The sequence below is a fragment of the Erwinia artemisiae genome (assembly GCF_051400835.1).
In the GTDB taxonomy this organism is placed as follows: Bacteria; Pseudomonadota; Gammaproteobacteria; order Enterobacterales; family Enterobacteriaceae; genus Erwinia; species Erwinia aeris.
Genome location: NZ_JBLFFM010000002.1, coordinates 428,632 through 447,620 on the forward strand (window position 1 = coordinate 428,632; position 18,989 = coordinate 447,620).

Genomic DNA, 18,989 nt, shown 5'->3' on the forward strand with positions numbered 1-18,989 from the left:
GGAAGCGTGCGACAGATTATCTCTTTGCTTATCGCCGGGCTGGTGTTGCTTACCGCCGGCTGTGGCTATCACCTGCGCGGAACCACGTCGGTTCCGCACGAAATGAAAACCATGATCGTGGATACGGGCGATCCGTACGGGCCGCTGGCGCGTGCCGTTCGTGAGCAGCTGCGTCTTAACAACGTAACCGTGCTGGAAAAACCGGGCCTGCGCAAAGACGTGCCGTCGCTGCGTCTGGGGACGGAAACTCAGGGACGCGACACCGCGTCTATTTTCCAGGATGGTAAAACCGCCGAGTACTCGCTGGTGATGACCGTTAACGCGCAGGTATTGATCCCGAATAAAGGCATCTATCCGCTGAGCGCCACGGTTTACCGCTCCTTCTTTGATAACCCGCTGGCGGCGCTGGCGAAAGATTCCGAGCAGGACATCATCATCAGTGAAATGCGCGTGCAGGCTGCCCAGCAGCTGGTGCGTAAGCTGCTGACCGTCCACGCGGCGGAAAACGACAGCTCCGTCAATACGCTGGGGAATTCACCGCCTGCGATTGACCAGACTTCATCGCGCGCTGTTTTACCAGATAGCTCTTACGCCAGATGATCAGGATCTATCCTGAACAGCTTGTCGCGCAGCTCCGTGAGGGGCTGCGCGCCTGCTATATTCTGAATGGTAATGAACCGCTGCTGCTGCAGGAGGCGCAGGATGCCGTACGAGCCAGCGCCCAGCAGCAGGGCTTCACCGAACATTTCAGCGTCGCGGTCGATCAACAGACCGACTGGGACGCCATCTATTCAACCTGTCAGGCGCTCAGCCTGTTCGCCAGCCGCCAGACGCTGCTTTTATCGCTGCCGGAAAACGGCCCGAACGCCGCGATAGCGGAAAAGCTGCTGACGCTCTCCACGCTGCTGCACGAGGATATTCTGCTGCTGCTGCGCGCGCCTAAACTGACCAAAGCGCAGGAAAACAGCGCGTGGTTTAAAGCGCTCAGCGTCAACGCGGTTATCGTGCCCTGTCAGACGCCCGAGCAGGCTCAGCTGCCTCGCTGGGTAAACGCGCGCGCGAAAAGCATGCGGCTGACGGTGGACGACGCGGCCGTGCAGCTGCTCTGCTATTGCTACGAAGGCAATCTGCTGGCGCTGTCGCAGGCGCTGGAACGCCTTTCGCTGCTCTGGCCGGACGGCAAATTAACGCTGCCCAGAGTGGAACAGGCGGTTAATGACGCCGCCCATTTTACGCCCTTTCACTGGGTGGATGCGCTGCTGGCCGGCAAAAGCAAGCGGGCGCAGCATATTTTGCGCCAGCTTAAAGCGGAAGAGAGCGAGCCGGTGATCCTGCTGCGCACGCTGCAAAGAGAGCTGCTGACATTGCTGACGCTACAGCGGCAAATGCAGCAGGCGCCGCTGCGCACGCTGTTTGACCAGCATCGCGTCTGGCAGAACCGTCGCCCGCTGTTTACGGAGGCCCTGCAGCGGCTGACGGCGAAACAGCTGGCGCAGGCGGTGAGGCTGCTGACGCGTATCGAACTGACGATCAAGCAGGATTATGGTCAGGCTGTCTGGCGCGAGCTGGAAACGCTGTCGCTGCTGCTCTGCACCACTGCTTTTCCCGAGACCTTCTGCGATGACTGAACCGGCCACGCTCCAGGCGCTGTTTGGCGGCACCTTCGATCCTGTCCACTACGGCCATCTTCGCCCGGTGGAAACGCTGGCCGCCCGGCTTGGCCTGCAAAAGATTACCCTGTTGCCCAACAACGTGCCGCCCCATCGCCCTCAGCCGGAAGCCTCTCCGGCCCAGCGCGTAAAAATGCTTTCTCTGGCTATCGCTAATAATTCACTTTTTGATATCGACCAGCGCGAATTACAGCGTCAGACTCCCTCGTGGACGATTGATACATTAATTGAGCTTCGCCGGGAGCGTGGAGAACAGCAGCCGCTGGGGTTTATTATCGGTCAGGATTCCCTGCTGACGCTGCATAAATGGCATCGCTGGCAGGAGCTGCTGGATTATTGCCATCTGCTGGTTTGTAAACGTCCCGGCTATGCCGAAAACATGGCCAAGCCGGAACAGCAGCACTGGCTTGACACGCACCGCACAGAAGATATTTCGCGGCTGCATCATTTTCCCGCCGGATCGGTTTTTCTTGCTGATACGTTGCTGCTGCCGATTTCCGCTACCGAGATCCGGCAACGCCGCCGCGCCGGCCTTTCCTGCGACGGGATGCTGCCAGAGGCAGTGATTAACTGGATAAACCAGCAAAATCTTTATCCGGCACAAAAATAATTATTTCGTTCATAACGCTGCTTTATATCCCTTAAATAAAGCAGCGGATTTTGTACGAAGCTGATTCAGCCTTTTTACAGAATGCCTTTCCTTTTTTATCAAGCCTTTACTTTTAGCAAAACTTGTCCTTCTTATAAGCGCATTGGATTAAAGCGGCTGGCATGGTGCCTGGTTTCGGCGTAACGGCGCAGGTCATCAACGGTCGTGTCGAGTGCGGCGGCAGCGCCCTGCCCATCTACCGGGAAATGAACTGGGATTACAACGCAAAAAATCCGGGCGGCAAAAGCTACGCCTGTAAGCGGGTAGGTTAGCAAACGCCTTATAGCGCCTTCAAAAAAGGCGACTATACCGAATGCGTTAAAACGCATTTTCCCGCCCTGGTGATAACCGACAAATAACCGTTAACGGCATAAAGCTACAACTTCGTTAACACAGGCGGAAGAGCCGTTGCGCGCTTGCGCTTTTTTCTTTCTGTCGACGGCCGTACCTCTGCGGCCGTCATCTCTTCTCCGGGGCAACTATCGGCCCGGCAGCCATTGACTCTCAGCCGGGGGCTGTTATTCTCCGCTGCCATGTTTTTTACCCGGCGGCTACACAAGCTCACAATTATTCGACTCAGGAACGTGGATCTTCCGCGCCGACGTGGGATAATAGCGCTTCCGCCTGGCGGACAGACATCTCATTCAACCGTATTCAGAGGGGAACCTTTTGCAAGGTCAAGCACTCCAGGAATTCGTCATCGATAAAATTGACGATTTGAAAGGCCAGGATATTGTCACTGTTAACGTACAGGGCAAATCCAGTATCACCGACTGCATGATTATCTGTACCGGTACCTCAACGCGCCATGTCGCCTCTATCGCCGATCACGTGGTGCAGGAATCGCGCGCGGCGGGGCTGAAGCCGCTGGGCGTTGACGGCAAAGCCGCCGCCGAGTGGGTGGTGGTCGATCTGGGCGATGTGATCGTCCACGTGATGCAGGAAGAGAGCCGTCGTCTCTACGAACTCGAAAAGCTCTGGAGCTAATCCGTGAAGCTGCAGCTGGTTGCCGTCGGCACGAAAATGCCTGACTGGGTGCAAACCGGATTTATGGAATACCTGCGCCGTTTTCCCAAGGATATGCCGTTTGAGCTGACTGAAGTGCCGGCCGGCAAACGCGGGAAGAACGCCGACATCAAACGCATTCTGGAAAAGGAAGGCGAAATGATGCTGGCGGCGGTGGGCAAAGGCAACCGCATCGTGACGCTGGATATTCCGGGGCAGCCGTGGGAAACGCCGCAGCTGGCGACGCAGCTGGAGCGCTGGAAGCAGGACGGCCGCGACGTCAGCCTGCTGATCGGCGGCCCGGAAGGCCTGGCGCCCGCCTGCAAGGCTGCCGCCGAGCAGAGCTGGTCGCTCTCCACGCTGACGCTGCCTCACCCTTTGGTGCGCGTGCTGGTGGCGGAAAGCCTTTATCGGGCATGGAGTATTACCACTAATCACCCTTACCATCGCGAATAGCCCTTAACTGGACAGATTAACGCAGCGGATGAAATTACAACGTAACGCCTTTCGTGACTATACCGCCGAGCAGACGCTGTTTGTTCGGCGGGCAATGATCGCTTTTTTCGGCATCTTACTGCTTTCCGGCATCCTGGTAGCTAATCTCTATCATCTGCAAATTATCCGCTACACCGATTACAGTACCCGCTCCAACGAAAACCGCATCAAGCTGGTGCCTGTCGCGCCAAGCCGCGGCATTATTTACGATCGTAACGGTACGCCGCTGGCGCTGAACCGCACTATCTATCAGATTGAGCTGGTACCCGAGAAGGTCGAAAACCTCGAAAAAACGCTGCTGGCGCTGCGCCCGGTGGTCGACCTGACCGATGAAGATATCGTCGCCTTTGAAAAAGAGCGCAAGCGTTCGCGCCGCTTTACCTCTATCCCGGTAAAAACCGGGCTGAATGAGGTGCAGGTCGCACGTTTCGCGGTGAATCAATACGCTTTTCCCGGCGTGGAAGTCAAAGGCTATCAGCGCCGCTACTATCCTTACGGCTCAGCCCTCACCCACGTGCTGGGCTATGTTTCCAAGATCAACGATCGCGACGTTGAGCGACTGGATAAAGAAGGAAAATGGCCTAACTACGCGGCCACGCACGATATCGGCAAGCTGGGCATAGAGCGCTACTACGAGGATATGCTGCACGGCAAAACCGGCTATGAAGAGGTCGAGGTCAATAACCGTGGCCGTGTGATCCGCCAGCTACACGAACAGTCGCCGCAGGCGGGTCAGGATATCTGGCTGACTATCGATCTCAAGCTGCAACAGTATATCGAAACGCTGCTGGCGGGCAGCCGCGCCGCCGTGGTGGTAACCGATCCGCGCAGCGGCGAAATCCTGGCGATGGTTTCCATGCCCAGCTACGATCCGAACCTGTTTGTCGACGGCATCAGCAGCAAAGATTACAACAAGCTGCTGAAGGATCCGAACCGCCCGTTGATTAACCGTACGACTCAGGGCGCCTATCCGCCAGCCTCCACGGTAAAACCCTATATTGCCGTTTCGGCGCTTTCCGCCGGCGTAATCAATAAAAACACCAGCCTGTTCGATCCGGGATGGTGGCAGCTGCCCGGCTCTGAAAAACGCTTCCGCGACTGGAAGCACTGGGGCCACGGCCACCTTAACGTCACCAAATCGCTGGAAGAATCCGCCGATACCTTCTTCTATCAGGTCGCCTACGATATGGGCATCGACCGGCTTTCCGAATGGATGGGTAAATTTGGCTACGGCCATCTTTCCGGTATCGATCTGGTGGAAGAAACCGCCGGCAACATGCCGACCCGCGAATGGAAAATGAAGCGCTTTAAAAAACCCTGGTATCAGGGCGACACCATTCCGGTAGGTATCGGCCAGGGCTACTGGACGGCCACGCCGGTGCAGATGAACAAAGCGATGATGATCCTGATTAACGACGGCATCGTGCGTACGCCGCATCTGATGATGGCCAACAAGGTGAATAACGTTACCGTGCCGTGGAAGCAGCCGGCGATCCCGCCGGTCGCCGATATTCATTCCGGCTACTGGGAAATCGCCAAGGACGGCATGTATGGCGTAGCCAACCGACCTAACGGCACGGCGCGCAAAAGTTTTTCCGACGCGCCTTATAAAATCGCTGCCAAGTCAGGAACGGCGCAGGTATTCGGCCTGAAAGAGAACGAAACCTATAACGCCCATAAAATTTCCGAACTGCTGCGCGACCATAAGCTGATGACCGCTTTTGCGCCTTACGATCATCCTCGGGTAGCGGTGGCGATGATCCTGGAAAACGGCGGCGCGGGGCCAGCGGTCGGCACCATTATGCGGCAAATTCTCGACCATATTATGCTCGGGGACAACAATACCAACCTGCCAGACGCCGCTCCGGTGCCGTCTGGCTATGAAGGCGAATAACCATGAACGATCGGCACCAGAAAAGCACTATCTGGACGAGGATCCACGTCGACCCGACCTTTTTTATTCTGATTTCCGCCCTGCTGGTTTACAGCGCGCTGGTTATCTGGAGCGCCAGCGGCCAGGATCCGGGCATGATGGAGCGCAAGCTGGGCCAGATTGCGATGGGCGTGGTGATCATGCTGGTCATGGCGCAGATCCCGCCGCGCGTTTACGAAGGCTGGGCGCCCTATCTTTACATCCTTTGTGTGATCCTGCTGATAGCCGTGGACGCTTTCGGCCATATCAGTAAAGGCGCGCAGCGCTGGCTGGATCTGGGCGTGGTGCGCTTTCAGCCCTCGGAAATAGCCAAAATAGCCGTGCCGCTAATGGTGGCGCGCTTTATCAACCGCGACGTCTGTCCGCCCACGCTTAAAAACACCGCGATTGCGCTGGTGCTGATCTTTATGCCCACGCTGCTGGTGGCGGCGCAGCCCGATCTGGGAACGGCTATCCTGATCGCCTCCTCCGGCCTGTTTGTGCTGTTTTTATCAGGCATGAGCTGGAAGCTGATCCTCGTGGCCGTGATGCTGGTCGCCGCCTTCATTCCGGTGCTCTGGTTCTTCCTGATGCACGACTACCAGCGCGACCGCGTCATGATGCTGCTGGATCCGGAAAGCGATCCGCTGGGCGCGGGCTACCATATTATTCAGTCCAAAATCGCTATCGGCTCCGGCGGGCTGCGCGGCAAAGGCTGGCTGCACGGCACCCAGTCGCAGCTGGAGTTTTTACCCGAGCGTCACACCGACTTTATCTTTGCCGTGCTGGCCGAAGAGCTGGGCCTGGTCGGCGTGCTGGTGCTGCTGGTGCTCTATATTCTGGTGATCATGCGCGGCCTGCTGATGGCGGCCAGAGCGCAAACCACCTTTGGCCGCGTGATGGCAGGCGGCCTGATGCTGATCTTCTTTGTTTATGTCTTTGTGAATATTGGCATGGTCAGCGGTATATTACCCGTGGTCGGCGTCCCGCTGCCGCTGGTAAGCTACGGCGGCTCCGCCCTGATTGTTCTGATGGCCGGGTTTGGCATTATTATGTCGATCCATACCCACCGTAAACTGTTGTCGAAAAGCGTTTAAGAGGCTTATATGCGTAAGGATTGGCTCTGGATTAGTCTGGCAGCGGCGCTGCTGGCAGGCTGTGTTACTGAACAACAGCAGGCACCGGTTACACAGCAACAGCAAACCTATAACGGCCCGGTCGTTGAAATCGGCGGCGTCGAGCCGCGCTACGAGCCGTTAAGCCCCAATGCCAACCAGGATTATCGGGTCAACGGCCAGAACTACCGCATCGTCACCGATCCGTCTAATTTCAGCGAAACCGGGCTGGCCAGCTGGTATAGCGAATCGGCCGACGGCAGCCGCACGGCGATTGGCGAGCAGTACGATCCGCAGGCGCTGACGGCGGCGCACCCTACTCTGCCGCTGCCGTCCTATGTGCGCGTCACCAACCTGGCGAACGGACGACAAATCGTGGTGCGGGTCAACGATCGCGGGCCTTACAAGCCGGGCCGCATTATCGATCTGTCCAAAGCGGCGGGCGATCGCCTGAATATTTCCAATAACTCCCGCGTGAAGGTGGACTTTATTAAGGTCGCGCCGGACGGCTCGGTTTCCGGCCCCGGCACCATCGGCACCACGGTCGCGAAACAAAGCTACGCGCTGCCGCCTCGCCCGGATCTCAGCGGCGGCATGGTGGTAATGGGCGGCGCGGCGGCGGCACAGGGCATGACAAGCGCGCAGGAAAGCACCGGCGCCTCGTCTTCTGAACAAACACCGCCTGACGTCCGGCCCGTGGATAACAGCACGCTCAGCAGCGACGACAACCTGGGCGCGCCGGTACGCAGCAGCGGCTTTTTAGGCGCGCCGCAGCCGTTGGCCAATGGCGTCCTGGAAGGCAGCGAGCCTGCACCAGCGGAACCGGCACCGGTGCCGACTCAGCCAGCCCCTGTCTCGGCGCCAGCCGCAGCGACTTCGGCACCGGCCGCAGCCGGAACGGCCTTTACGGTGCAGGCGGGCGCGCTGAAAGATGGCGCACGCGCACAGCAGCTGGCGGCCTCGCTGAGCAAACAATTTGGCGTGCCGGGCAGCGTTGACGCGCGCGGCGGCGTTTATCGCGTGCAGCTGGGGCATTTTACCTCGCGTCAGCAGGCGGCAGCGCTGCAGCAACGGCTTGCCAGCGAAGCCAACCTCACCTCTTTCGTGACCACGGCAGCTGGCAAAATGTGATAACGATCCGGCAATCCATCTTTACCTGGCGTTACGCTGTATGAGCCAGGTAAAGACGGATGCCGCTCCGAAATGCATTTGCTATAGTGAGTCACTTTTTTTTAACTTAGCCATGGATGTTGTTGTCCCCGACATGAATACTCTGACCTCTTCCCAACTGTTCAAACGCCTGACGGCAGGTTCGCTGATCGCCCTCAGCCTTACCGCCTTCGCCCACGCTGAAGACGTGAACATCAAAACCATGATCCCGGGCGTGCCGGATATTGATGCCGAAGCCTATGTGCTGATCGATTACAACTCTGGCAAAGTGCTGGCGGAGAAAAACGCCGACGCGCGCCGCGATCCGGCCAGCCTGACAAAAATGATGACCAGCTACGTGATTGGCCAGGCGGTCAAAGCGGGCAAAATTCATCAGGATGATATGGTCACCGTGGGTAAAGATGCCTGGGCGACCGGCAACCCGGTGTTTAAAGGCTCTTCGCTGATGTTCCTGAAGCCGGGCGATCGCGTGCCGGTTTCGCAGCTGACTCGCGGTATCGTGCTTCAGTCCGGCAACGACGCCTGTGTGGCGATGGCCGACTATGTCGCAGGCAGTCAGGACACCTTTGTCGGCCTGATGAATAACTACGTTAAGGCGCTGGGTCTGCAAAATACCCATTTCCAGACCGTACACGGCCTGGACGCCGAAGGTCAGTACAGCTCGGCGCGCGATATGGCGCTGATCGGCCAGGCGCTGATCCGTGACGTGCCGGATGAGTACTCGGTCTATAAAGAAAAAGATTTCACCTTTAACAATATCCGCCAGACCAACCGCAACGGCCTGCTGTGGGATACCAGCCTGAACGTTGACGGCATCAAAACCGGCCACACCAATGCGGCAGGCTATAACATCGTCGCTTCCGCGACCGAAGGCCAGATGCGTCTGATTTCGGCCGTGCTGGGTGGACGTACCTTTAAAGGCCGCGAAGTAGAGAGCAAAAAGCTGCTGACCTGGGGCTTCCGCTTCTTTGAAACCGTGGCGCCACTGAAAGCCGGTAAAGAGTTCGCCTCCGAGCCGGTGTGGTTCGGCAACAGCGACCGCGTGCAGCTGGGCGTGCAGAAAGACGTTTACCTGACTATCCCTCGCGGCCGCATGAAGGATCTGAAAGCCAGCTACACGCTGAGCAACACCGAACTGCACGCGCCGCTGGCGAAAAACCAGGTGGTCGGCACCATCAACTTCCAGCTGGACGGCAAAACCATTGAGCAGCATCCGCTGGTGGTGCTGAACGATATGCCGGAAGGCGGATTCTTCGGCCGTATCGTTGACTACATCAAGCTGATGTTCCATCACTGGTTTGGCTAAATCTGTCGCGTTCCGCGCTTGATTTCGGCCTGAATGGCCCGCATATTGATATTATCTGTAGGCTCCCGCTGTTGGCGGGAGTCTTTGTTTTAGCGTTACCGGAGCCCCTATGAAAACCAATCTTAAAGAACTGCTCGAATTTCCTACCCCGTTCACCTATAAAGTGATGGGTCTGGCGCAGCCGGAGCTGGTTGATCAAGTAGTTGAAGTCGTACAGCGCCATGCGCCTGGCGATTACTCTCCGGATGTAAAACCCAGCAGCAAAGGCAACTATCACTCGGTTTCTATTACCATTACGGCGACCCATATCGAGCAGGTGGAAACGCTGTATGACGAGCTGGGCAAAATAGAAATCGTGCGGATGGTGCTGTAGCCATCACCGATCGGGGGCTGACCACGGCCCTCGTTCGGCGTTATACTCCCTTCTTTACTCCCTGACCGGACTCTCCATGCATCAGGATACCCTACTCGTTCGTCAGCTCGATTTGCAGCCCTGGGCGCCCGTCTCTCAGGCCATGCACGATTTTACCAATCAGCGCGGCGCGGAAACGCCTGACGAAATCTGGCTGGTGGAACACCCGCCGGTATTTACTCAAGGCCAGGCCGGTAAAGCGGAGCATCTGCTGATGCCGGGCGATATCCCGGTTATGCAGAGCGATCGCGGCGGACAGGTCACCTATCACGGGCCAGGTCAGCAGGTCATGTACGTGCTGATAAACCTGAAACGGCGCAAAACCGGCGTGCGGGAGCTGGTTACCGCCATTGAGCAAACGGTGATTGCCACGCTGGCGCACTACGATATCGAGGCCGCTGCCCGGCCGGATGCGCCCGGCGTTTACGTCGAGGGCAAAAAAATTTGCTCGCTGGGCCTGCGCATCCGCAACGGCAGCTCTTTTCACGGGCTGGCTTTGAACGTGGATATGGATCTTGCGCCTTTTCTGCGCATCAATCCCTGCGGCTACGCCGGGCTGGAGATGACACAAATCAGCGCCTATAAAAAGGGCGTGACGCTGGCCGACGTGCAGCCGTTGTTAATCAAGCATTTTGCCCGCGAGCTGGCGATAGCGGACGTAAAGTGGCTGGACGAGCGAACGCCATAAATTTACAATTCCGTCACATTTTCTCCTCTGCCCTGGCTGAAACCCGCGCCGCGAGGTGATATAATTTTTGCGCTTTTCTCAAAAAAATTTGAACGTCACGCGGCTGATTAGCGCATGCCAACCTGGAAACAGCAAGATTATGAGTAAACCTATTCAGATGGAACGCGGCGTTAAGTACCGCGACGCAGATAAGATGGCGCTGATCCCGGTCAAAACCGTGGTCACCGAACGCACAGAGATTTTACGTAAGCCGGAGTGGATGAAAATCAAACTCCCTGCCGACTCCAGCCGCATTCAGGGCATTAAAGCCGCCATGCGTAAAAACGGTCTGCACTCCGTCTGTGAAGAGGCTTCCTGCCCTAACCTTGCAGAATGTTTTAACCACGGCACCGCCACCTTTATGATCCTGGGCGCGATTTGTACCCGCCGCTGTCCTTTCTGCGACGTGGCGCATGGGCGTCCCGTGCAGCCCGACGCCAACGAGCCGGAAAAGCTGGCGCAGACCATCGCCGATATGGGCCTGCGCTACGTGGTGATCACTTCCGTTGACCGCGATGACCTGCGCGACGGCGGCGCTCAGCACTTTGCCGACTGCATCACTGCTATCCGCGCTAAAAATCCGACCATTAAAATCGAAACGCTGGTGCCGGACTTCCGTGGCCGTATGGATCGCGCGCTGGATATTCTGAACGCCACGCCGCCGGACGTGTTTAACCACAACCTTGAGAACGTGCCGCGCGTATACCGCCAGGTTCGTCCCGGCGCCAACTATGAGTGGTCGCTGAAGCTGCTGGAGCGCTTTAAAGAAGCGCATCCTGAGATCCCGACCAAATCAGGCCTGATGGTGGGTCTGGGCGAAACCAATGCCGAGATCGTGGAAGTGATGCGCGATTTACGCCGTCACGGTGTGACCATGCTGACGCTGGGGCAGTATCTTCAGCCAAGCCGCCACCATTTACCGGTACAGCGCTACGTCAGTCCGGCGGAATTTGACGAAATGAAAGAGGCGGCGATGGAAATGGGCTTTACCCACGCGGCCTGCGGCCCGTTCGTGCGTTCTTCCTACCATGCGGATATGCAGGCGAAAGGCCTGGAAGTGAAATAACTCTTTACATATTTGCAACAAAAACAAAAACGGATGACCCTGTCATCCGTTTTTTTATCGCTTAACGCGGGCGTTACTCTTTATGAGCAACCTGTTCAGCCGCTTTTTCTTCAGCGACAGGCGCTTTCTTCGCGGAGGTGTCATCGTCGCTCATCGCCTTTTTAAAGCCTTTGATCGCCGAACCCAGATCGCCGCCCAGCGAGCGTAACTTGTTGGTTCCAAAAAGCAATACAATCAGAGCGCCAATAATCAGCAGTTTGGCAATACTGATACCTTCCATACACACCTTCTTTATTTAACCGGACCGGTAAAGGTCAATAAGCATAAAGTGTATTAACGCGCAGATTGTCGGTCAATACAAACTGCCATCTGTAACAGAGTAATATCTGCACAGCGGCCTGCGAAATGATATCAGATAAAGCGGCTCAGGAAAGCCTGAAATCGCGGATGTTGGGGGCTGGTGTACCACAACGCGTTATCAATGCCACACCATTGTTCCATAGCGGTATGGTGATATCACCCGTTGCCCTCTCACTCCGAAGCGTTCCTTACCCAATATTTCAAAGCTTCCGCGAGCTGATAAGTTCAGGGCGAGCAAAACGGCGATTCTCCAGCACCGGCAGCACGCTACGCGCATGAGCGATACGGGCGGGATCCAAATCAGCAAAAAGCAATATCGGCGCTTCAGCCGCCCTGGCTATCGCCACGCCCAGCGGATCGACCGTCAGGCTGCAACCAATATTACGCGGGCCGCAGTCGCCGACGGCCACCATATAACAGGTGTTTTCCAGCGCACGCGCCGTTACCAGCACCTCCCAGTGCATCTCCTTCAGCGGCCCTCTCACCCAGGCGGCTGGCAGCACCAGCACTTCCGCGCCGTCCAGCGCCAGACGACGAGCCTGTTCAGGAAAACGCACGTCGTAACAGGTCATCAGACCCACTTGCATACCGGCAACTTCCACCAGCGGCGGCACCTCGTCACCGGCGGTGACATTGCGGGATTCCTGCATGGTAAAAGCGTCATAAAGATGCAGCTTGTCGTAGCGGGCAAGGATTTCGCCATTGCGAATGACGATAAGCACATTCAGCGCTTTGCCGTTATCGGTCGGCACGTGTACGGTCATTATTGTGGTTAACCCGTTGCCGCGACTGGCTGCACGGATTTCGTTTAAAAATGGCCCGTCCAGCGGCTGAGCGGCTTTCAGCACCAAATCCGGATCGGCGATATCACGAGCCAGCACGGCTTCCGGTAAAACGAGCAGATCGGCACCGCCGGCCAGCGCCCTGGTCATTAAGTCCGTACAGGTTGCCGCATTCTCCTGCCAGCTGCGGCTGACCGCAAACTGTCCTGAAGCCACTTTCATTATGTCTCTCCGTGGGGATAAAAAGCGTGCGCATCGAGATTTTTAATCAGGTAGCGGGGAGCCTCGCTATAGCCTTCCCGGCTATAAAAGGCGTTAGCCTTGGTGCGCTGCTCATGGCAGTGGACTTCCATCCGATCGCAGCCGTGGGCTTTTGCCAGCTTCTCGGCGTGGCTTAACAGTTGATGTCCGACGCCTTCGCTACGCTTGCCGTCCGCGATACAAAAATAGCTGATGCGCGCGAAATCCCCCGCCAGCGCCAGCTGCGGAATAAAATGTAGCGAGAGAAAGCCTAATACGGTGCTGCCCTGCTCGGCAATCAGCAGCTGTTCTGCCCTGTCGTCGATCAGCTGCGCCAGACGACGCTCAATAAAGACTTCGGTGTTGGCATAGCCCAGTTCGGTTAACAGCGCGCTCAGGGCAAAACCGTCGTGCGTATTCGCCAGTCGGATCCTCATTCTCTCTCCTGTTAATTGCGGCCCGCTCAGGGCGTCAGCGCTTTTCTTCTACAGGTTATATAGCCTGACTGACACGATAAGCAACCCGACCGACGCCGACGCCTGTTACAGAATAAGCCGCGTTTGGGCTTCACAGACCGCAAAACAGGCATCTGCACCCGGCGCAGTTAACGATGACTGTTTCGTTTATCACGTTTTGGCACAATCTTTACGCAAGCAGGAAGAAGCGCTAACAGGACAGGATCTTTGCGCACGCAAGCAGAGAGCAGGACTCGCAGGCGGAAATCTGTGCGGCACGCATGCACTGAGCATTAAGGGAACCTACGCGGCACGCCAGCAAAGGGCGGTACTTACAGACGGTAACCTGCACGACACGCAAGCACAGAGCATTAAAGGAACCTGCGCGGCAGGCCAACAGAGGGCGGAACTTACAGGCGGCAATCAGCGCGACACGCATGCACAGAGCATTAAGGGAACCTTTGCAACACGCAGGCAAAGAGCGGTAAGCGGTACTTACGGCGGGAACCTGCGCAATATGCAGGCACAGAGCAGTACGGGAACTTTCGCAACAGCTATCCGGCTTACAGGCTCACCTGGCCGGGCATTCCATGGAGACGAGGCATCACTCAGGCGAAAAAAAACCCGCCATAAGGCGGGTTTTTAAAATTCTGTCTGATAACTTAAATAGCGGCAACGTTAGCAGCAGATGGGCCTTTGGCACCGTTGGTGATTTCGAACTCTACGCGCTGACCTTCAGCCAGAGTTTTGAAACCGTTGCTCTGGATGGCAGAGAAGTGAACGAACACGTCTTTGCTACCATCTTCAGGAGTAATGAAACCGAATCCTTTGGACTCATTAAACCACTTAACGCTACCTTTGATCTTAGACATCTATATTACCTTTACATGAAAAATGGACACTAAACTGTGTCGACGGTTAGTACAGCAATTGCTGAGCCTTTTGTCCAGTGGCCTTTCACGAAAAAGTGATAAATATCGCTTTTTTTACGCATCAATTTTAATTTTAGCGTGCGCCTGTTGTTAAAACTGCCAGCGCAGCCAGGCAAAATAGACGTTGCCGTTGTTGTAAGTCCCCGGAATATAAGTCATCTGGAAGGTGGCATCACGAAAACCTATTGAAGCAAGCGGCAAAACCGCCGGAACCGGGATATATTTCCAGTTGTCTCTTGCCGTTACCCCAGCCGTATAGCCCAACCCCAGCCGAAAATCTTTATTGCGCAGCGGCTGCCAGATTTTTTCCCAGCCGTAGCCGCCGAAGGGTTCCCATTTGTTAAAGGAGTCCTTGAAGGCCATCACGTACAGGCCGTTCCAGTTGCCTTTTTCGTCATAGCGCGACATGCCGCCGCCTGCACCCCAGGGGCGCTCGTTGTATTTATCAATATGCGCCTGGTCGTAAGTCCAGCGGTTGTGCCAGGTGATAGCCGGCACGTAAAGGTCGTAATGCTGCGGCTCGTTCCAGGTCGTGCTGACGCCGTCGCTAAAATTTTGCCAGCCGCCGGAGATCGCGGCGCCCAGTGTTTGTGCCTGAGCTGTAGCGGACAGGCTTCCTGCGCCTGCCAGGCTCAGGAAAAGAAGAAAAAAGCGAAAAAATGTCATTTTAATCTACCGCTCACCCGTGGTGCTGTTAAAAAATCTCTGCCGTTGCTGATTAAAAACGGCAGGCCTGGTCATATTGTTAATCCGGCCCCTATTGTAATTACCGCCATTAAACGGTTCATGAATGCACAGCGAACAAATTTTCAACTGTGCAAATTTTTTTAAAGTTGAGCCGGTCGACATTGCGGTTATGCAAAGTTCTCTTTTTTTTCTGATTAAAAACGGGACGAAATAATGCGCTAATGGGGTCAGTTACAATCATGAATTGTTTTAATGGAGTTTGATCTGGATCATTTATTTAGCGCAATTAATGCTTATTTAACCAAAAAAAGAAATAAAAGCGCCCAAAGTAACAATATTCATCGTCTCCCTATTGTAAATAAAAGGAAAGAACTGGGTTATCTCTTTTGAATCATGTTGTTATGGGTTAATATCATTTCACGAAACTGATAAATATTATTTATCGATCTATACGCGTTTTTTGGTAAAATTAATCCTGGTTAACACAGAAATTTAAGGAGCCGACGTGAGAATACGATGCGGGAGATGTGGGCACGCAGAGCTCATTTTCACGACTCGCGGCGACCGCTTTGGCGATCATCACGGGGCGATATGTGCGTATTGTTGGAAACCCATCACCTTAAAAGATTGCCTGTTTCGTCAGGCTATCGCGGTAACTGAGCAGGATGAAGCCGACATATTCCATCAGTTACCGGATAAAAAGGAAAAAATGACCGCGGCGTCCGCTCTGGCGAAACCGGCGGGCAAAAGGTGACAATACGCGCGTATTGCCACCTGATGACTAATCAGAAAAGTACTTTAAAGACGCCGGTTAACGTCAGCAGGCCGACAATAAAAATAATCGCAATAATCCAGAGAATAATCTTCATTCCATTTTCCTCAGCCAGATAAAAAAATTACTACTGTGTAGCCACTTGATTATAGAAGAAGATTTCCGTCCTGCCGTTTTCGCCGTCCGTTTTTTCCGGCCGCCGCCCGCGGTAAAACAGCCTCCGTCGCTTTTCATGATGACCTTTTACCGCTTCGTTCGCAGACGTTCCTGACCTCTGCCAGCAATTTAGTACCATTTTTCGCCTTTTATCCTTAAATCATTGTGATTTCAGGCACCTTCACGGTTTTTAAATAAAAATAGTTAAAAATCAATGAATTAAATAAATATCCAGCCATGCATTTTTTAAGCGACAGCGATCGCACTTTGCGCTTTCTTTACAGAGGAATCTTAGGCGCGCAGGCAGGCGCTGGCTAGACTTAACAGGGCTTGCGATACCAATCCCTGACGGTAATAAGGAGATCTTATGAGCACTCTGGACAGCAGCCTGGGTCGATACAGCCTGAAGGCAAAAAACGAGGGCGATCATATCCACGGCTCAATTGCCATTAATGATGAAGGCGGCTCGCCGCTGACGCTGCAGGAGTTCGATGAGCATTATCTGGATGATGTGATCAATAACGTTATCTATCCTGTCACCGGCGGCAACCGTGCCATTACCAACGCCTTTAAAGAAGAGCTGGTGAAGGCCGGGTTTAAACAGCCGCACTGACAGCGTAAGGGCCAACTTTCGTGGCCCTTTTTTTATGACGAGCCTGTGGTCGGCAGGGTCAAAAAGCGCTGCATGCTTTCCGCCTGTGCGATAAAGCGTTCAAACAGCGCCAGCAGCTGGTGCGGCTCCAGTAAAATAAAAGGCTCGCGGGTCCACAGCAGCACGCTTTGCTGCTCCGGCAGCGTGGCGGTCAGCACCGGCGGATGCGCCAGCCCCAGCAGATTGCACTGCAACAGCATGTTCAACGTGGCGGGATCGGCAAAATCACTTTCGCGCATCGGCAGCTGACAGCTTAGCGTCAGGTAATCTCGCGGGCTCTCCTCCCACAGCAGCGCGATGCCCTGCGCTTCCATTACGTAGCTTCCGCTCTCTTCCAGCTGCGCCTCATCAATGCGCAACTGACGCAGCAGCGGAGCCAGTAGCGTTTTCAGTCGACTGATAGCCATAATTTTCCTGTTAAGCGTTTACACGCCGCGGTTAATGTTGCGCATCAGCTCCGCCACCTCTGTACGGGTCGCATCATCCTGACGACGGCGCCGGGATTCATACACGGATCGCTTCATCTCTGGTTTTAGCTCGGTGGCATCGCCGCCGCTTTCGGTTTGATAGTACACATTGATATTTTTCGAGGCCTGATATTGCTGATACAGCCCGCCACCGTGGCGCCGGGCAATCTGTTTCAACGAGCTGAGATCCTTACTGTCGATAGGCTGCCCCTCCCGCCGCATCTCGCGCTGGTAAAGCGCATTGACTTCCTCGCGGCTGGCCTTGTCGCCATGCACTAATCGCTCCCGCACCTCGGGATTAGCGGCCTGCGGCGCGTACTCTTTCACGATGCGATAGCGTTTGGACAGGTCGTAGTTCTGCTCTTTGTCGGCACGGCCATAGAGCGGCCAGGCATCGGAATAGATGCGCTCGCCGTTGATGCGCCTGTCGCCTACCATCACAAAGGCGTGATCGCCATCCAGCGCGCTGCAAACGGCTACCGGCTCGCTGATGCCGGAGGAGGCCAGCAGCAGGCCGTTTACTGCCGCCATTTCGCCGCAGTTTCCGGCCCGAAAGCGGGCGGCGCGCCATGGGCGGTTATCCTCAGAGCTGTTTTCGGCCCGGCAGGCGACCGTACGTTTTACCACGCCGCCGCGCGTGTGCAGGATGTCGTGGATCTGGTTAGCAGACCCCTTATCTAATGTTTTCCAGGTGTCTTCGATCGAGCGATTCGCTTTTTTCAGGATCTGCTGCTGGCTTTCCGTCACGGTGATGATGCGGCCATTGCGCGTCCCTTCCAGGCCCGGCTTGCCCGGCAGCATTACTTTCGCGTCATGACGGGTGCGGTGGCTGGCGCCAGAAGAGGTACCAAAAAGATTAAAGGGCATAAATTTTCCATCTGGTAAAAATCCGTAGCAGTAAGTGGCGTGACAAAACGGGAAGTTCCCCTCAGGCGGAACCCATACCGCCTCCGGGCCACTAATCATCACTCTTCCCTGGTCTACGCTTAAGGAAATTCATGATGACCCCAATTTCTTCCGCTAACGCTTTGCCGCCGACTATCCCCGGCCTGGATAGTTTGTTGTCGCCCGGCGAAGATTTACTTAGTCCGCTTAATGAAAAACACCAGGCCTCGATTAATTTCGCGCAGTCAGGCAGCCAGGGCACCTCGCTGGAAAGTCTGCTTGATAATAACGGCAACGACACGCAGCAAAACAGCGACCTGTCGCAGCAGGTATCGCAGCTGATATCGGAAATCATGAAGGCCGTGCTGCCGCTGATCCAGCAGCTGCTTCAGGGCCAGCAGGCCAGCAGTGGCGAAAACGGCGCTACCGGTTCAGGCAGCACCACCGCGCCAGTAACGTTCAAAAACAGCGGTAACCCAGCGGAAAACAGCGGAGCGCAAACCGCTGTCCCAGCGCTGTCCGCAGCCCAGACGAGCGCGACGTCAGGCAGCTCTCCGGCCCTCTCTCTCGGCAGCAGCGATCTTCATCTGCCCGACTCGCTCAAGCCTTTTGAGGCCGACATTCAGGATGCGGCGCAGGCTACCGGCGTGCCTGCTAACGTGCTTGCCGCGCAAATCTGGCAGGAGTCCCGCGGCAATCTGGGCGCGGCGACGGTCAACGGCGGCAACGGGCTACAGGATGCCGGTCTGATGCAGGTCAACAGCAATACCTTTGCCGATCTGCAAAGTAAAAATCCGGATTTGCTGGGCGCCAACGCCAGCCCTGATAACGCGCATGACAATATCATGGCGGGCGCGCTCTACATGAAAGAGCAGCTCGGCGCATTTGATGGCAGTATGGGCGCAGCTCTGCGCGCCTATAATTCCGGGCCAAACAACGTCAACACCGCTGATTTAAGTGATATTTCCAAAACGGGCACGGGCGACGCGACCTATGTCGATAAGGTGATGGATTTTGCCAATACCATTGCTACCGGTAAAGGCACTCTGCCAGCCTGATAAAAAAAGGGCGATC

At 55.7% G+C, this 18,989-nt stretch carries 23 protein-coding genes; 15 read left to right on the forward strand and 8 right to left on the reverse strand.

Translation table 11 applies throughout. The annotated features are described in order from the left end of the window. Positions 1-6 precede the first annotated feature (6 nt). The 13 genes from lptE to lipA all read left to right on the forward strand — a co-directional run bounded on the left by lptE (position 7) and on the right by lipA (position 11,527). Positions 7-600 carry an LPS assembly lipoprotein LptE gene (gene lptE, locus ACMGEE_RS06630; protein WP_301252591.1) on the forward strand — a complete coding sequence of 198 codons (594 nt, stop codon included), beginning with the start codon at positions 7-9 and terminating at the stop codon, positions 598-600. Then, complete coding sequence (gene holA / locus ACMGEE_RS06635; protein WP_436829821.1) at positions 597-1,628, forward strand: DNA polymerase III subunit delta; 1,032 nt, start codon at positions 597-599, stop codon at positions 1,626-1,628. The genes lptE and holA overlap by 4 nt, the downstream gene beginning before the upstream one ends. Beyond that, positions 1,621-2,280 carry a nicotinate-nucleotide adenylyltransferase gene (nadD, locus tag ACMGEE_RS06640; protein ID WP_436829822.1) on the forward strand — a complete coding sequence of 220 codons (660 nt, stop codon included), beginning with the start codon at positions 1,621-1,623 and terminating at the stop codon, positions 2,278-2,280. The genes holA and nadD overlap by 8 nt, the downstream gene beginning before the upstream one ends. 161 nt (positions 2,281-2,441) lie before the next feature. Beyond that, positions 2,442-2,591, forward strand: a complete 150-nt coding sequence (locus tag ACMGEE_RS06645; RefSeq protein ID WP_370734487.1) for a hypothetical protein — start codon at positions 2,442-2,444, stop codon at positions 2,589-2,591. Between the two features lie 397 nt (positions 2,592-2,988). Then, positions 2,989-3,306, forward strand: coding sequence for a ribosome silencing factor (gene rsfS, locus ACMGEE_RS06650; protein WP_253454921.1), 318 nt, complete (start codon positions 2,989-2,991; stop codon positions 3,304-3,306). Positions 3,307-3,309: 3 nt separating this feature from the next. Then, entirely contained in the window at positions 3,310-3,780 is a 471-nt protein-coding gene (gene rlmH / locus ACMGEE_RS06655) for a 23S rRNA (pseudouridine(1915)-N(3))-methyltransferase RlmH (protein WP_253454922.1), read from the forward strand. Between the two features lie 28 nt (positions 3,781-3,808). Continuing rightward, the gene (gene mrdA, locus ACMGEE_RS06660; protein ID WP_253454923.1) at positions 3,809-5,713 is read left to right on the forward strand and encodes a peptidoglycan DD-transpeptidase MrdA; all 1,905 of its coding nucleotides are present in this window, start codon (positions 3,809-3,811) and stop codon (positions 5,711-5,713) included. A 2-nt stretch (positions 5,714-5,715) separates the two neighbouring features. Next, positions 5,716-6,828: a peptidoglycan glycosyltransferase MrdB gene (gene mrdB, locus ACMGEE_RS06665; RefSeq protein ID WP_253454924.1), complete on the forward strand. Its 1,113-nt coding sequence runs from the start codon at positions 5,716-5,718 to the stop codon at positions 6,826-6,828. A gap of 9 nt (positions 6,829-6,837) precedes the next feature. After that, positions 6,838-7,977 carry an endolytic peptidoglycan transglycosylase RlpA gene (gene rlpA, locus ACMGEE_RS06670; RefSeq protein ID WP_253454925.1) on the forward strand — a complete coding sequence of 380 codons (1,140 nt, stop codon included), beginning with the start codon at positions 6,838-6,840 and terminating at the stop codon, positions 7,975-7,977. 133 nt (positions 7,978-8,110) lie between these two features. Continuing rightward, positions 8,111-9,322, forward strand: a complete 1,212-nt coding sequence (gene dacA, locus ACMGEE_RS06675; RefSeq protein WP_253454926.1) for a D-alanyl-D-alanine carboxypeptidase DacA — start codon at positions 8,111-8,113, stop codon at positions 9,320-9,322. 109 nt (positions 9,323-9,431) lie between these two features. Continuing rightward, on the forward strand, positions 9,432-9,695 hold the full coding sequence (gene ybeD, locus ACMGEE_RS06680; protein WP_013201269.1) for a DUF493 family protein YbeD: 264 nt from the start codon (positions 9,432-9,434) through the stop codon (positions 9,693-9,695). 76 nt (positions 9,696-9,771) lie between these two features. Next, positions 9,772-10,422, forward strand: a complete 651-nt coding sequence (gene lipB, locus ACMGEE_RS06685; RefSeq protein WP_436829823.1) for a lipoyl(octanoyl) transferase LipB — start codon at positions 9,772-9,774, stop codon at positions 10,420-10,422. Positions 10,423-10,561: 139 nt separating this feature from the next. Next, positions 10,562-11,527, forward strand: a complete 966-nt coding sequence (lipA, locus tag ACMGEE_RS06690) for a lipoyl synthase (protein ID WP_253454928.1) — start codon at positions 10,562-10,564, stop codon at positions 11,525-11,527. Between the two features lie 73 nt (positions 11,528-11,600). On the opposite strand, the gene tatE is transcribed toward lipA, so the two are convergent. The 6 genes from tatE to ACMGEE_RS21725 form a co-directional block, all read right to left on the reverse strand. Beyond that, positions 11,601-11,807 (reverse strand): twin-arginine translocase subunit TatE, encoded by a 207-nt coding sequence (gene tatE / locus ACMGEE_RS06695; protein ID WP_125288552.1) that lies wholly within the window; start codon positions 11,805-11,807, stop codon positions 11,601-11,603. Positions 11,808-12,087: 280 nt separating this feature from the next. Further along, on the reverse strand, positions 12,088-12,891 hold the full coding sequence (locus ACMGEE_RS06700; RefSeq protein WP_301252587.1) for a deaminated glutathione amidase: 804 nt from the start codon (positions 12,889-12,891) through the stop codon (positions 12,088-12,090). Continuing rightward, positions 12,891-13,346 (reverse strand): GNAT family N-acetyltransferase, encoded by a 456-nt coding sequence (locus ACMGEE_RS06705; protein ID WP_253454930.1) that lies wholly within the window; start codon positions 13,344-13,346, stop codon positions 12,891-12,893. Before ACMGEE_RS06705 ends, ACMGEE_RS06700 begins: the two co-directional genes overlap by 1 nt. A 680-nt stretch (positions 13,347-14,026) precedes the next feature. Then, the gene (gene cspE, locus ACMGEE_RS06710; RefSeq protein ID WP_004156612.1) at positions 14,027-14,236 is read right to left on the reverse strand and encodes a transcription antiterminator/RNA stability regulator CspE; all 210 of its coding nucleotides are present in this window, start codon (positions 14,234-14,236) and stop codon (positions 14,027-14,029) included. A 150-nt stretch (positions 14,237-14,386) separates the two neighbouring features. Continuing rightward, entirely contained in the window at positions 14,387-14,962 is a 576-nt protein-coding gene (gene pagP, locus ACMGEE_RS06715) for a lipid IV(A) palmitoyltransferase PagP (protein WP_253454931.1), read from the reverse strand. Positions 14,963-15,768: 806 nt separating this feature from the next. Continuing rightward, on the reverse strand, positions 15,769-15,852 hold the full coding sequence (locus ACMGEE_RS21725) for a small membrane protein YohP (protein WP_445084017.1): 84 nt from the start codon (positions 15,850-15,852) through the stop codon (positions 15,769-15,771). Between the two features lie 426 nt (positions 15,853-16,278). On the opposite strand from ACMGEE_RS21725, the gene ACMGEE_RS06720 reads away from it, so the two are divergent. Next, positions 16,279-16,524, forward strand: a complete 246-nt coding sequence (locus tag ACMGEE_RS06720; RefSeq protein ID WP_253454932.1) for a hypothetical protein — start codon at positions 16,279-16,281, stop codon at positions 16,522-16,524. Between the two features lie 32 nt (positions 16,525-16,556). Here ACMGEE_RS06720 and ACMGEE_RS06725 read toward each other — a convergent pair whose 3' ends face one another. Then, positions 16,557-16,970 (reverse strand): CesT family type III secretion system chaperone, encoded by a 414-nt coding sequence (locus ACMGEE_RS06725; RefSeq protein ID WP_253454933.1) that lies wholly within the window; start codon positions 16,968-16,970, stop codon positions 16,557-16,559. Positions 16,971-16,988: 18 nt separating this feature from the next. Continuing rightward, positions 16,989-17,897, reverse strand: coding sequence for a hypothetical protein (locus ACMGEE_RS06730; protein WP_253454934.1), 909 nt, complete (start codon positions 17,895-17,897; stop codon positions 16,989-16,991). A 131-nt stretch (positions 17,898-18,028) separates the two neighbouring features. Between ACMGEE_RS06730 and ACMGEE_RS06735 the strand changes: the two genes are divergently transcribed. Next, positions 18,029-18,973: a lytic transglycosylase domain-containing protein gene (locus ACMGEE_RS06735; protein ID WP_301252579.1), complete on the forward strand. Its 945-nt coding sequence runs from the start codon at positions 18,029-18,031 to the stop codon at positions 18,971-18,973. Positions 18,974-18,989: the final 16 nt, after the last annotated feature.